We start from the raw sequence: 13,558 nt of genomic DNA, 5'->3' as shown, positions 1-13,558 counted from the left end.
TTTTACTGTCTTCAGTATAATGGAAATCTCGTTAACCGATAATGAAATCTTGTGCGTTACATATGGATTTATGTGACTTCTGGAGGTACAATGAATTCATAAAATCAACGATGTCCCCGTAGTTCCTCTTTTTCCCAAACTTATTGTAAAGGAAAATGAATGATGAAACCAACCTATTCTGTTGCTTCCAATCCTGCCCAGCAAGGCAGCGGTTCGCTCCACGTCCGATTCGCCGGTGAGAGCCAGACCCGGCCGGAGCATGCATTGGGGCCGAAAATATACGATCATTACTTATTGCATATCATCGAGTCGGGACATGGTGTATTTCGAACCGAAACCGACAGGTATCAGCTCGGCCCCGGTGACTGTTTCCTTATCCATCCCGGTCAGATTGTCAGTTATGTATCCGATGCGAGCCAGCCCTGGCGTTATCGGTGGGTTGCCTTTGATGGAGAGCAAGCCGGCGAAGGCGTATCCCGTTCGGGACTCACACCCGAAAAGCCTGTCCTCCATCTCATGGAGAACAACCCGATTCCCGGCTATGTGTCCCTTATTCAAAGCCATTTTCAATCCAGGGAAGAAAGCTCCCATATCGCCGCCATCGGTTATTTGCATTTAATCTGGGCTGAGATCATGAATCGGAGTGACCGGCCGTCCCGTTTAACGCTGGCAGAACCGCAGGTTCAGCGCACGGTGAAGCAGATGATCAATTACATGGCTTCTCAGTACGCACATCCCGTCTCGATTGAACAAATGTGCGCTAGCCTAGGTTACAACCGCGCATACCTGTCGCGCATCTTCAAGCAGGAAACGGGCATGACTCCGATTACGTATCTGCTTAAATTAAGAATCGACCAATCCAAGCGGCTGCTGCGCGAACGCCCCGATTTGTCCATCGAGCAGGTTTCCGCATCCGTTGGACTCACCGATCCACTCTATTTCTCGCGTCAGTTCAAGCGTCTTGTCGGCCGATCCCCAACGCGGTACCGCAAGGATATCCTCTCATCATCCGCATTAACTTAACTTTAATGATATCGTCAGTCCGATATGTCTCAATGAAAAAAGGAGCGCCTGTCAGGTCCGTAATCATCCTGAGGCGCTCCATTCATGTATGTTGGAATCTATGTTATGTTCGGCATGCAATCATTAGTGGCAAATGATCATCCTTCTGCGGAAGAGGTGTTTTCCGTTTTCAGAATCGCTTCAATGCGATCCAGCTCTTCCTTCGAGAACTCCAGGTTGTTCAAGGCAGCTACATTGTCTTCGATCTGGCTCACCTTGCTTGCCCCGATCAGGGCAGATGTCACCCGGCCGCCGCGGAGGACCCAGGCGAGAGCAAATTGGGCGAGACTCTGATTCCGCGCTTGAGCGATTTGGTTCAAAGCTCTGATCTTGCGCAGCGCTTCAGGCGTGATATTGCTCTCGTTCAAGAATACGGATGCGCTTGCGGCGCGTGAATCGCCAGGCACGCCGTTCAAATATTTGTTGGTCAATAGTCCTTGAGCAAGCGGAGTGAAGGCGATGCTTCCGACCCCGTTCTCTTCCAGGACATCGAGCAGTCCATTCTCCACCCAACGGTCCAGCATGGAGTAGCTTGGCTGATGGATGAGCAGCGGAGTTCCCAGGCTTTTCAGAATCGATATCGCTTCCCGCGTCTTCTCTGGCGAATAATTGGAGACTCCAACATAAAGCGCCTTGCCTGAACGAACAAGATGATCTAGCGCTACCATGGTTTCCTCAAGCGGCGTTTTTGGATCCATCCGATGATGATAGAAAATATCGACATAGTCCAGACCCATTCGTTTCAAGCTCTGATCGAGACTTGCTACCAGATATTTACGCGATCCAAAGTCACCATAAGGTCCAGGCCACATATAGTAGCCCGCTTTGGACGAAATGACGATTTCATCACGGTAAGCCTTAAGATCTCTTGAGAGAACTTTACCGAACGTCTCTTCGGCAGAGCCTGCAGGCGGTCCGTAATTGTTCGCCAGATCGAAGTGGGTTATGCCCAGATCGAAGGAGCGCGTAATCATATTACGCCCGTTTTCATACGTGTCGACACCACCGAAATTATGCCATAATCCAAGGGAGATCGCCGGAAGTTTCAATCCAGATCGCCCCACGCGGTTATACTTCATTCCTTCATAGCGGTCTTCGCTAGCCACATAGGTCACTTACAATCCCTGCCTCTCTAAGTGATAGGTCCATTGCTAAATTCCATCTTATCGTGTTTGGTCGTCCTTTGACAAGAAAACGATTACAGTTATAGGTGCAGCAGCACGCCGCCTCTGTCGCCGTTACGTGCTGATCAGCTTATCCACCTGCGTCATGACCTGACCGATCCGATCCGCAATCAAGAGGCCTGCCCGGTGATCGTAAGGGGTTGGGTCTGCATTCAGCAAAGCCACCTTGCTCCCATGAAAATAGGATATCAAACTCGCAGCGGGATGTACTGTCAGGGAAGTCCCGCCTATAATCAACAAATCCGCCGTCGATATTTCCTGGATCGAGCGCATGATGATGTTTTGGTCCAATTCCTCTTCATACAGCACGACATCCGGACGCACCAGTCCTCCGCAATCCTTGCAGCGCGGGACAATTTCCTTGATGTCCAGAATATCCTGCAGGCTGTAGAACCGGGAGCAATCCATGCAATAATTGCGGTGCACAGAGCCATGAAGCTCCAACACCTCAGAACATCCAGCGGTCTGATGTAAACCGTCGATATTTTGCGTGACCACCGCCTTCAGCTTACCGTCATGCTCCAGTCTCGACAATAGCCGGTGACAGCCGTTCGGCTGCGCATGCGGGTGAAGCATCTTGCTCCGGTAAAAGTCGTAAAACACTTCCGGATGCTTCATAAAAAAAGTGTGGCTGAGCATGACCTCCGGCGGATACGGAGATTGGTGCTCGCTCTGGTATAGTCCGGCTGCCGAACGGAAGTCAGGAATCCCGCTCTCCGTGGAGGTACCGGCTCCCCCGAAAAAAACAATGTAGTCGCTCGCTTCGATCCATGTTGCCAACTGCTCGATCTTTTCCCTGTTCTCCACTCTTTTACACCTCCGTACAGCCCTTAAAATAACACGTCTACCTGTGCACGTCTAATTCATTATAATCGGATATGATAACATCGGCATCTGTCAGATGTACAGGCTCCCCCTCATCTGTCAATAAACCCACAGCCAGAGCGGCGCCTGCTTGCTTCGCCATTTGCATATCCGCATTGCTGTCACCGATCACCACCGCTTCCTCGGGCATAATCCCAAGCAGGCGGCATGCGGTCTCCGTCATTTCAGGGTGCGGCTTGCCGTTTCGAACCTGATCTCTTCCCAAAATGGCCGTAAAGGAAGCGTGAAGCCCCATCCACTCCAGCTGTTCCTTGGCATTTGAGGTTTCATCCGAAGTAACCAAGGCCATCTTCACGGAAGCCAAGCTGCACTTCTTCAGAAAATTCTCCAGCCCCGGCATCGGGAATGCCGGCTTCTGCTGACGAACTTCATACATGGCGTTTTTCGTAATTTGATGGACCTGCATAATCGCTTCGTTCCAGGGCATTCCTGCAGCGTACAGCTGCCAAGCCAATAGCCCGTTTGTCTCCTCCACGGTGCCCATGGCGAGCGGACCCTGAAGATCGTAACCCGACACGCGCCCGCTTGCATCATGCTTTGTGCCCAGCACCTGCTCTTTCGGCAGCGTGAAGCCGGCTCCCATTAATTCCAGCCGTTCCTCCATGAACTTGAGCACATAATCGGTCCACCCTCCCCACAGCGCCATAAAATGGAGCAGCGTTCCGTCTTTATCAAACAAAATCCCTTTGCAGGGAACGGTTCGTCCCTTCACTTGAACAAACGGCAATGTAAAAAACCTCCCTATCCTATTCTTGATCATACTCTTATTAAACCATGAAATAAACTCTGATTTAAACGGAATTAACGCTGGGACTCAGAAATCGATCCGAAATGGGGATTTTCCAATCTTTAGTCGAATGTTTTGATTCATGACAAATGAGCCGTGGTAAGTAACATATACGCATAGCAAATACGACGGTAAAGGAGTGATTTGTGATGGCAACAAGCAGCAATCGAAAGATGACCCGCGAAGAAGCAGGACGTCTTGGCGGCGAAGCGACCGCTAAAAAGCATAGCCGCGAATTCTACCAGGAAATCGGCAAAAAAGGCGGCAAAGCGACGTCCAAGAACCATAGCCGCGAGTTTTACCAGGAAATCGGTCAAAAGGGCGGCGAAGCCACCTCGCGGAATCATAATCGTGAATTCTATCAGGAAATTGGCCGCAAAGGCGGCAAGAAATAGTACCATCACTCAAATAGGAGCCTGTGCCCACCCTATGGGAACAGGCTCTTTGCATGCCATCACAACAGGCCTCTTTCCATCGCTTCCTAATTAATATCATGTAGAAAAACCTACCTTTTTGTGATAGACTCATTTAAAACCTATTCGCTGTTTACAGGTACCCGGCTGCTTTGCCGGAAGACCGCGCTAAAGCGTAACAATTTTATAATAGATCTGGGGGGAAATCGACATCATGACAACCAAAAAAATGCGTTCAGACATGATCAAAAAAGGCTTCGACCGCGCGCCGCACCGCAGCCTTCTGCGTGCAGCAGGCGTTAAGGAAGAAGATTTCGGCAAACCGTTCATCGCCGTATGTAACTCTTACATCGACATCGTTCCGGGTCATGTGCATCTTCAGGAATTCGGTAAAATCGTGAAGGAAGCGATCCGTGAAGCCGGCGGCGTTCCGTTCGAATTTAACACCATCGGCGTGGATGACGGAATTGCCATGGGACATATCGGCATGCGCTACTCGCTGCCAAGCCGCGAGATCATAGCCGACTCCCTGGAAACTGTCGTATCCGCTCACTGGTTCGATGGTATGGTATGTATTCCGAACTGTGACAAAATCACGCCAGGCATGCTGATGGGTGCCCTGCGAGTCAACATCCCAACGGTGTTTGTCAGCGGCGGACCGATGAAAGCCGGCGTGGACAGCAAAGGCCGTAAATTGTCACTGACCTCCGTATTTGAAGGCGTCGGCGCTCACCAGGTTGGCAAAATCAATGATGATGAGCTCCTCGAATTGGAACAATTCGGTTGTCCAACCTGCGGATCCTGTTCCGGCATGTTCACCGCCAATTCCATGAACTGTCTCGCCGAAGCGCTGGGTCTGGCTCTGCCAGGCAACGGCACCATTCTTGCCATTGCCGAAGAGCGTAAAGAATTCGTTAAACAATCAGCCAAACAATTGATGGAGCTCGTAAAAATGGACCTCAAGCCGCGTGATATCGTAACCGTAGAAGCCATCGACAACGCGTTTGCACTCGATATGGCCATGGGCGGCTCCACCAACACGGTGCTTCATACATTGGCTCTCGCTCAAGAAGCCGGTCTCGATTACCCGCTGGAGCGAATCAACGAAGTTGCTGACCGCGTTCCTCACATCTCCAAGCTGGCTCCAGCTTCGGATTACTTTATCGAGGATGTGCATTTGGCAGGCGGCGTAAGCGCGGTTCTGCACGAGCTTCTTAAGAAGCCTGGCGCATTGCACGGGGATCGCATCACCGTAACAGGCAAGACGCTAGCCGAGAACGTAGAGGGCTGCGAAATTCAGGATCAGAACGTTATCCATCCGATCGATTCCCCATATTCCGAGCGCGGTGGTCTCGCCGTACTGTATGGTAATCTGGCTCCTGAAGGTTCGATCATCAAAGTCGGTGCCGTTGATCCATCGGTTGGAGGATACCATAAAGGACCTGCCATCTGCTTTAACTCGCAAGATGAAGCGCTTAGCGGCATTGCCAACGGCAAGGTTAAAGAAGGCCATGTGGTTGTCATTCGTTATGAAGGGCCGAAGGGCGGACCTGGTATGCCAGAAATGCTGGCGCCGACTTCACAGATCGCAGGTATGGGGCTTGGGGCCAAAGTCGGTCTGATCACAGACGGACGCTTCTCCGGCGCATCCCGCGGTATCAGTATCGGACATATCTCGCCGGAAGCGGCAGAAGGCGGACCTATCGCTTTCGTTGAAGACGGAGATATCATCGAGCTTGACCTGAATAACCGGACGATTCAATTGCTGGGCGTTTCCGATGAGGAAATGGCTGTACGCCGCAGCAAATGGGTTGACTTCGAACCGAAAGTGAAGACTGGTTATCTCGCTCGTTACTCGAAGCTTGTTACGAACGCCAGCTCAGGCGGCGTATTGAAAATCTAATTCAAACAAAGAAAGGGGTTATCCCTCGCAGGCATTGGTAAGCCTGCAGCGATAACCCCTTTTTTATATCCAAATTCCATCTGAGAGATGATCCATACATAATGACAGTAAACAATCGGTTCGATGAATTACATACCCTGCGATGCACTGGCAACGGCCATGTCACCCACATGTTCTTGTTGTATTTCCTGCTGCTCCTCGGATGGAGGCTGGGCCTGATTCTTCTTCTCAGCATAACGGCCAATCAGTACATCCACCGGCATCATGAGCATTCTCGGCTCCATGATCTGACTGCCCTCTTTAAGACGGGCCTGCCCTTTCGGATGAATGACGCTAAGCAGCAGTTTCAGATACAGTCTGGACGAGCTTGCAAACAGTCCCCGCGGTAAATCCATGACATGAAATCCGAATTGCTCCGGTCCCCGTGAAATCATGGTAACAGCATACAAACCCTTGATATCCTTGTACTCAGGCCGTTCCAGCACCATATTAGCCAGAGAAGGCAGGTCTTTTTGCACGGCACGAATCATTTTGATGGCGAGCTGTACTTCCGAACGGGAGCGGCTGCCGATCTCAAACAATTTTTTGTTATCAAAATGAAGTTCTAGCACCCGGTCTCCCTTTTCAAGTCGGCTGCCATCTTCCATCACGACCGTCTTACCGGTAAAAGCACGCTTCCGGAAATGCAGCATCGGATCTGCCGGAGTAACCGTTTCGAGCGCAAACACCGCATGAAATCCTTTTTCCCAGAGAAGCCACAACGAGACGATCATACGCTTGAGAGGAGACAGCTTCTTCGCTTTCACTTTGCTTTCCTTCGCTATCATGTCGTCGATTCGGACGCTGCTCATTCCCTTCTGCTCTGCGACTTTCAGAACACGTTCCAATGCGATCAGCATTTGCTCCGGTGCATCGGGGTTCGCCCCCACAGTCGTGCCGCAGTCATGAAGGAGCATAACCTCGCCACCGTTAAGCTTGGCAAGCATTCGCTGAGTCAGCTTGTCAGCGCCAATCTTGCTCCGCCAATCATTAAACATCGACGACCATAGGATAATGCGGCAGCCGGTATTCTTGGCAAAATCGAATAAATTCACGATTCCCCACGGCGGTCTGTAATAACTCGAGCGCTCACCGGTGATGGAATAAATAATATCATCCGTGCGCTTGACCTGATTACGGACGGTGACCGGCCGCATGAACCAATTGCTCTTGTGAACATAGTTATGAATCCCGATCAGATGACCTTCACTATGAATGCGTTTTACAACTTCTGGATGCTTCTCGGCATGAGAACCCACCAGGAAAAACGTCGCCTTCATATTATGCTGCTTCAAGAGATCCAGCAGTCTTGGTGTATAGACGGGATCAGGACCATCATCAAAGGTTAAGGCGAAGTCGTTCGAGCCTGTTCCCCTGCGAAATACTCGGAATCCAAATATCCGGGTCAAGATGCCGGGAATAAATGCATAAAAAGATGAAAGGTAAAACAACCATAGCAGTAATGTTTGCATGCTAACTCCCCGCTTTTTATTTCTTTTTCTAAAGAAGCCACTATTATTATTTTAGCATAGCACTTAAAGAAATAGGCTTTTTTTTCATAAATCGTGTACAATGATATCAATTAATATAGTATAAAGGAGCCGATATCCCACTATGCTTCCCTTGTATAAAAAATATTGGAGAACCGCCTTCGATATAGGTTTAATCGTGCTTACGGTTTACCTGATCATGTTCATATTCAGCAAGCTGTACCAAATTGCGGCTCCGGTGTTTTTATCTTTCCTCGTTTTCCTGATTATCGAGCCTTTCTCCAAATTCTTGCACCGCAGGGGACTGCCAAAACCATTTGCCGCCGCGATATCCGTTCTGCTCTTCCTGCTGGTCATCCTAGGCATCCTGTTCGGAGCTGGAGCGCTAATCGTATCGCAGTTCATGAACTTGCAGGATAATTTGCCAGGTTACACCAAAACGATCCAGAGACATTTTTCAGAGAGCCTGAATTTCCTCCAAACCAAGCTCGACGCGCTGCCACCCGATCTGACAGACCGTCTGAACGGTTATTTCCAGGACATCACCACTTTTGCCCAGGGTGCTGCCGAATCGTTCTTCCATTATGTCATTGGGTTTATGGGGTCGTTCTCCTCGTTCATCGCGAATTTCGGGGTTGCGATCATCCTTGCTTTCTTCCTGAGCATTGAGATCGGCAGCTGGCGGAGAATCGCCAAAGACAAGACGCCGAAGACCCTCAAGATGGCTTTTCTTTTCCTCAAAGAAAATGTATTCAAGGCGATTGGCTCGTATTTAAAAGCTCAGATGAAGCTGGTCAGCATTACCTTTGTCATTGTATACATAGGACTTCTGATCTTAGGTACGGGAAATTCCCTGTCCGTTGCGCTCATCTGCGCTGTGTTCGATGTACTGCCGCTGCTCGGTGTTCCCGTTATTCTTATTCCGTGGATTACCTATTTGTTCATCGTCGGCAACACTGGGCTTGCCATTGGCTTGATCGTACTGCTTGCCGTAGTTGTCATTTCCAGACAGCTGCTTGAACCAAAAATTACAGGAAACTCGATCGGCGTATCCTCAGCATTTCTGATGTTGTCCTTTATGATGATCTCGCTGTCCATTTTTGGAGTTGCCGGTTTGATTCTGGCTCCTATCCTTCTGATTCTCATCAAGGAACTGCTTACCCAGGGATATCTGAAGCAGTGGATCCGGCTGCCGAGCGAAGAATTCGAGGTTTCCCCTTGGGACATGTCCCGCTCTTATGCAGAGCCGGAGGCCGATTCAACCGAAGCCAAGAAATCGGAAACCTGACCAAATATGTCGGTTGCCTGATTGCTGCTGATCGGGCTTCGATTCTCAACCAATACAGCCACGGCATAACGTGGCTTCTCCACTGGGCCGTACCCGACAAACCACTGGTTGTTTCGGGCACGGCCTTTTATGGTTACCTGCGCCGTTCCGGATTTACCGGCAAGAGTCCATTTGCGATTTTTTAATGAGCTGCCTGTTCCCTCTTCGACGACATCCTCCATCCACTCGAGTAGGATGGAAGAGGTTTCCCGGGAAATACTCCTTCCAGATATCCGCTCCTTTAGTGGATCCGTATCCTGGAGCAGCTGGCCGTTAGCATACCGGATCTGCTGCAAAATACGGGGCTTGGTCTTCACCCCGCCATGAAGAAGCGTGACCATCGCATTGGCTGCTTGCAGCGGGGATACGGCAGCGTCCCTTTGGCCTATGCCTGTCTGGACCCTAACACCTGCATCAGAGGTGTCCACAGAGTTGGAAAAAACCGTGCCCTTCTCTTCATGATCCAATGGCGCAAAGGAACGAAGCCCTAAAAACTGCCGGGATTTCCAGCCTACCGTTTGCCCGAAGCCCAGCGCGGAGGCCGCCTCCGCCATTTGCTGAGCTGACAGTCTCTCCGCTAGAGTAGCAAATACGACGTTGCATGACTCCGCGAAGCCTTCGCGAAGATCAATCGTTCCATGCCCTCCCTTTTTCCAGCAGGACATTCCGAACTTACCGTATTCGCCATCACAATGGAAATGTTCGCTTTCAGAGCTTAAACCATTCTCAAGTATGGCCGCGGCCGTGACTAGCTTGAAGATGGAACCTGGCGTGGCTGCTTTCAATCCGCGATTCTCCCACTGGCCATCCTTCGGGTGAATCTGCTCCGGATTATAGAATGGCCTGGAGACCATAGCCACGATATCCGCGTTTCGAGCGTCCAGCACAACAACCGCCCCTTCTTTCATGCCCGCTTTCTCCGTTATGGCCTCAATCCCTCGTTGGATATCAATATCAATCGTGGTGGATACCCTTAACGGATAGTACCGATTATCAGGCGCCTTCACCATCGGCTTAATATCCTGAATGACCTCATTGGTGCTGTTAACCGGAAAATAGACGATGGTCGGCCCTTCCCCACGTATCAACGAATCCATCGTTTTCTCTAATCCACTAGTTCCGGTAACCTCCGGATCATCGTCAAAGAACAGGCTTTCCTTACGCTGACCTGACACAAAACCAAGCCACTGCATTCCCGATTGGCGATTGCCGTACCGCTGCTCATAAGGAAGAACCTTAAGTTTGGGAAGATCAAGCTCTTGAATCTGCACAATCTGATCTTTGGTTAAGGATCGAGGAATGAGCGAATTATCTCCATGCCACAATTCAGGCTCCTTTAGCTTGCCCCAGGTCTGTATCAAATGATCCTTATTTGTTCCCAGTATACGTGCCAGCTTCACTAACTGATTATGGGAGCTCTTCAGTTCCTTCTCGCCTGCAGGAAACAACACGGCTGCCCAGATGAGATTGCCCGTGAGCGGTTTTCCGTTCCGATCCGTAAAATGTCCGCGACCGGAATCCAGCACAATGCCTCGCTCCCTCTGTATGAGCGATGCCTCTACCATCGTATGTCGGCTGCCGGGAACCCGCTGATGCTTCATCACAAGCTGTACCCATGCAAGACGCAGCGTCAAAACGGCGATCAATAGCGTCAGTATCAGCCATCCGTATGCAATTCGCTTATTTCGGATTAGCCTCATGTCTTGCTCCTCCAATATGGTCTATGTCTCATCATTATTTCCATATGGAGCCTGACTCAATCATGTTCACTTCTCTACAAAAATGAGCTCTCCAGAAATCTTAGCATTTTTTCCAAAATCCCATCTCCTCTGAAAGTTATTTTTATCCGATATCGAAAAAAAGCCCCACAAAGTGGAGCCTATGCTTCGATGCTTATTCCAATACTTTGCGGGGAGCCCAAGACAATCCCCCACAAAGTGGAGTCTATGCTTCGTTCCTTATTCCAAATACTTTGCGGGGAGCCCCAAAACCTATAAATGCAAATACAGAATGGCTTTCGCTCCACTGAAAACTTATAAATTCTGTAATCTGAAAAAAGGCTGCCCCATCAGCTTAAACTGATGGAACAGCCTTTGAATTATATATTCAATCTTACAGTCTAAAACGAGACAAAGTCTCTTTCAGCTCATTCGATACATTCTCCAGCTGCGATGATAGATTTACCAGCTGACTGCTGACGCTCTGCTGCTCTGTGGAGAGAGAAGCCACTTCTTCCGAAGTTGCAGAGGATTCTTCGGCTACCGCACTCACATTACTCATCGCTTCCGAAAGTACATTCTGAGATTCATTCAGTTCATCAATCGAATGCGTTACCGAATCCAAAGACTCAATAAAGTCGACCATCTGCTGCTGAACGGATACGAAGATATCGTTCGTTTCCTTAACAGCATCCATCTGACCCTTGAAGAGTGGATTCGCGTCCAGCAATACCTGCACGGTTTCATTCATCTCGGTCATGATGCGATCTGTAATCTGGCTGACCATATCGATGGACTGCCTGGATTGGTCTGCCAACTGGCGAATTTCATCGGCCACGACCATAAAGCCTTTACCAGCCGCCCCAGCACGGGCCGCTTCGATGGTTGCATTCAATGAGAGGATGTTCGTTTGCTTCGTAATGTTCTGAAGGACGTCAAGCACTTTGACAACCGATGAAGTCGTCTCCTTCAAGCCATCGACCTTATGCATCATCGAGCGGGTCATATCTTCGGTCTGATGGGTCTTATCCAGCAAGTCACTCAAATGCTTCGTTCCAAGCTCACTCGCGCTTTCCACGTGACGGGCCGATTTGCCCATCTCTTCGTTGGCGGAAACGACAATTTGCATCTGCTTCGAGATGTTGTTGGTCAGATCGCTGCCGCGTTCGGCTTCAACCGCCAGACTGCTGGCACCGTTGGCAATTTCCTCGGTAGCTACGGCAATTTCTTTGGCGGAAATAGCCGTCTTCTTCGAGGCATCGCTTAACTCGGTAGCCGTTCTAAGCACTTCCTGAGCGGTATTGCTCGTTTGCTGAACGAGTCCGGTAATCTGCTCCATCATATCGTTAAAGCTTGCGGAGAGCTGACCGATTTCGTCTTGGCTCTTATGATCTGTACGAACATTCAAATTGCCTTTGGCGCCTTCCTTCATCAACAGGTTAAGCTTGCCTAATGGACGGGCAATCATTCTTACCATCCAAATCCCGATCAGAATGGCAAAAATAACGTCGATGGCAGCCACGATAAGCGTGATGACCAGGATGCTTGACGCATCCTTCGTGAGCTCGCTGGTTTGGACAGAACCTACGAGTTTCCAATCGTTCGTGCTGAGCGTATTGTACACCGCCAGAACCTGACTTCCGTTCTCATCCTTGGTTCTTACGTTATCCGTTCTGGAGTCCTCCGGAAACTCCTTCGCAAACGTCCAGGCGGTTTCCGAACCCACAATAGATGACTCGCTGGAAGAGACAACGATGCCTTCCGGACTGATCAATTGCAGTTGGCCGTTCTCGCCCAGGTTGATTCCCTTCAGCTGCGTATCCAGTACCGAGGCGTTAAGTTCAAACATAACGACATACGTTGAATTCAGATCATTCATAGACCCCAAAGAACGGGCAATCGTGAAATATGGAGCTCCGCTGTTCTGCATCGTTGGCAGCCATATTATCTTCTTGTTGCCTTCCTTCAGTTCGGCATACCAGCTTTGCTCAAGGACGGTTTTCGAAGATTCCGAGGTTTGACCTGCCGATATGATCTTCTCTCCCTTGGTAGGAATCAGATAAATGGCTCTGATCGACGAATCCGATGTAATCTGATTGGATAGTTTATCGCGAATGCTGCGCTCCACCGTAAACGAATCGTAATCGCTTAACTTTTTATCCGTGTATTCAGACAATAACTTCTGCAATTCAATGTCATAGAAGATTGATCTACCGGCATTCTCATACTTCTCCAGAATGATGTCGATTTTCTCAGAGGTTTGAATGATCGTCTGCTGATTGCCGTTCGCAGCATTCTTCTCAATCGTGCTCTTCGCCTTATCGTACGACAGATACCCCAAGACGATAACAAAAAATACAATAGCTGACAAAAAGATCAGGAACAACCGAATTCCGACGGATTTCGCCGGGTTCATCGGCATCCGGCTTATAGCCGTTCCCACGGTTGAAAAGAACGACTTGGCAGTATGTATCCCTGTTGATGCCGAAGGTTTTTCCTTTTTCTCTTTAATTCCTCCGGGCTTCTTGTTCTTTTTCGGCTTCTTATCATGCTGCTCAACTTCTGACATTAGCTGTTCACCTACCACAATCATATTATTAATACGTCGGTCCAATCCCTTGAAACGTATTCGTTACTCTTTATTTCGACAATTGGAGGTGTTTTCCTTTGGGTTTTCGCAAAAAAATAATTCTTAATCCCTAATTTTTTTACAAATAAAAAGAATCCAAGGTCCATCCACAGACCCGGAT

Annotated in this window: 9 protein-coding genes and 1 pseudogene; 4 read left to right on the top strand and 6 right to left on the bottom strand. The window is 49.5% G+C overall.

All coding sequences use genetic code 11. The features are described 5' to 3' along the window. Nucleotides 1-159 precede the first annotated feature (159 nt). On the top strand, nucleotides 160-1,023 hold the full coding sequence (locus tag NYE54_RS09525) for an AraC family transcriptional regulator (protein ID WP_076320472.1): 864 nt from the start codon (nucleotides 160-162) through the stop codon (nucleotides 1,021-1,023). 137 nt (nucleotides 1,024-1,160) lie between these two features. On the opposite strand, the gene mgrA is transcribed toward NYE54_RS09525, so the two are convergent. From mgrA to NYE54_RS09510, 3 genes are all read right to left on the bottom strand, one after another. Next, complete coding sequence (gene mgrA / locus NYE54_RS09520) at nucleotides 1,161-2,177, bottom strand: L-glyceraldehyde 3-phosphate reductase (RefSeq protein ID WP_076320471.1); 1,017 nt, start codon at nucleotides 2,175-2,177, stop codon at nucleotides 1,161-1,163. A gap of 123 nt (nucleotides 2,178-2,300) precedes the next feature. Next, nucleotides 2,301-3,053, bottom strand: coding sequence for an NAD-dependent protein deacylase (locus NYE54_RS09515; RefSeq protein WP_339271798.1), 753 nt, complete (start codon nucleotides 3,051-3,053; stop codon nucleotides 2,301-2,303). 37 nt (nucleotides 3,054-3,090) lie between these two features. Beyond that, the gene (locus NYE54_RS09510) at nucleotides 3,091-3,858 is read right to left on the bottom strand and encodes an HAD family hydrolase (protein ID WP_339271797.1); all 768 of its coding nucleotides are present in this window, start codon (nucleotides 3,856-3,858) and stop codon (nucleotides 3,091-3,093) included. 209 nt (nucleotides 3,859-4,067) lie between these two features. On the opposite strand from NYE54_RS09510, the pseudogene NYE54_RS09505 reads away from it, so the two are divergent. Together NYE54_RS09505 and ilvD are read left to right on the top strand one after the other, a co-directional pair. Then, nucleotides 4,068-4,307 (top strand): annotated as a pseudogene (locus tag NYE54_RS09505) (general stress protein); the annotation flags it as partial. 238 nt (nucleotides 4,308-4,545) lie between these two features. Continuing rightward, nucleotides 4,546-6,234: a dihydroxy-acid dehydratase gene (gene ilvD, locus NYE54_RS09500; protein ID WP_076320468.1), complete on the top strand. Its 1,689-nt coding sequence runs from the start codon at nucleotides 4,546-4,548 to the stop codon at nucleotides 6,232-6,234. A gap of 128 nt (nucleotides 6,235-6,362) precedes the next feature. On the opposite strand, the gene NYE54_RS09495 is transcribed toward ilvD, so the two are convergent. Continuing rightward, complete coding sequence (locus tag NYE54_RS09495; protein ID WP_339271795.1) at nucleotides 6,363-7,745, bottom strand: polysaccharide deacetylase family protein; 1,383 nt, start codon at nucleotides 7,743-7,745, stop codon at nucleotides 6,363-6,365. A 142-nt stretch (nucleotides 7,746-7,887) separates the two neighbouring features. Here NYE54_RS09495 and NYE54_RS09490 point away from each other — a divergent pair, with 142 nt between their 5' ends. Further along, a complete protein-coding gene (locus NYE54_RS09490; protein WP_339271794.1) occupies nucleotides 7,888-9,051 on the top strand; it encodes an AI-2E family transporter in 1,164 nt (387 codons plus the stop codon). On the opposite strand, the gene NYE54_RS09485 is transcribed toward NYE54_RS09490, so the two are convergent. Together NYE54_RS09485 and NYE54_RS09480 are read right to left on the bottom strand one after the other, a co-directional pair. Further along, nucleotides 9,000-10,790 (bottom strand): penicillin-binding protein 2, encoded by a 1,791-nt coding sequence (locus NYE54_RS09485; RefSeq protein WP_339271792.1) that lies wholly within the window; start codon nucleotides 10,788-10,790, stop codon nucleotides 9,000-9,002. The genes NYE54_RS09490 and NYE54_RS09485 overlap by 52 nt on opposite strands. A 412-nt stretch (nucleotides 10,791-11,202) precedes the next feature. Next, nucleotides 11,203-13,377: a methyl-accepting chemotaxis protein gene (locus NYE54_RS09480; RefSeq protein ID WP_339271790.1), complete on the bottom strand. Its 2,175-nt coding sequence runs from the start codon at nucleotides 13,375-13,377 to the stop codon at nucleotides 11,203-11,205. Between the last annotated feature and the right edge of the window lie 181 nt (nucleotides 13,378-13,558).

Source organism: Paenibacillus sp. FSL K6-1330, from assembly GCF_037976825.1.
In the GTDB taxonomy this organism is placed as follows: Bacteria; Bacillota; Bacilli; order Paenibacillales; family Paenibacillaceae; genus Paenibacillus_AQ.
This window is presented reverse-complemented; position numbering and strand designations above follow the sequence as displayed.

Bases quoted from the DNA above. Each gene is read 5' to 3' on its own strand.
- NYE54_RS09490 (WP_339271794.1), top strand. From the start codon at position 7,888: ATGCTTCCCTTGTATAAAAAATATTGGAGAACCGCCTTCGATATAGGT.
- NYE54_RS09480 (WP_339271790.1), bottom strand. From the start codon at position 13,377: ATGTCAGAAGTTGAGCAGCATGATAAGAAGCCGAAAAAGAACAAGAAG.
- NYE54_RS09495 (WP_339271795.1), bottom strand. From the start codon at position 7,745: ATGCAAACATTACTGCTATGGTTGTTTTACCTTTCATCTTTTTATGCA.
- NYE54_RS09525 (WP_076320472.1), top strand. From the start codon at position 160: ATGATGAAACCAACCTATTCTGTTGCTTCCAATCCTGCCCAGCAAGGC.
- ilvD (WP_076320468.1), top strand. From the start codon at position 4,546: ATGACAACCAAAAAAATGCGTTCAGACATGATCAAAAAAGGCTTCGAC.
- NYE54_RS09485 (WP_339271792.1), bottom strand. From the start codon at position 10,790: ATGAGGCTAATCCGAAATAAGCGAATTGCATACGGATGGCTGATACTG.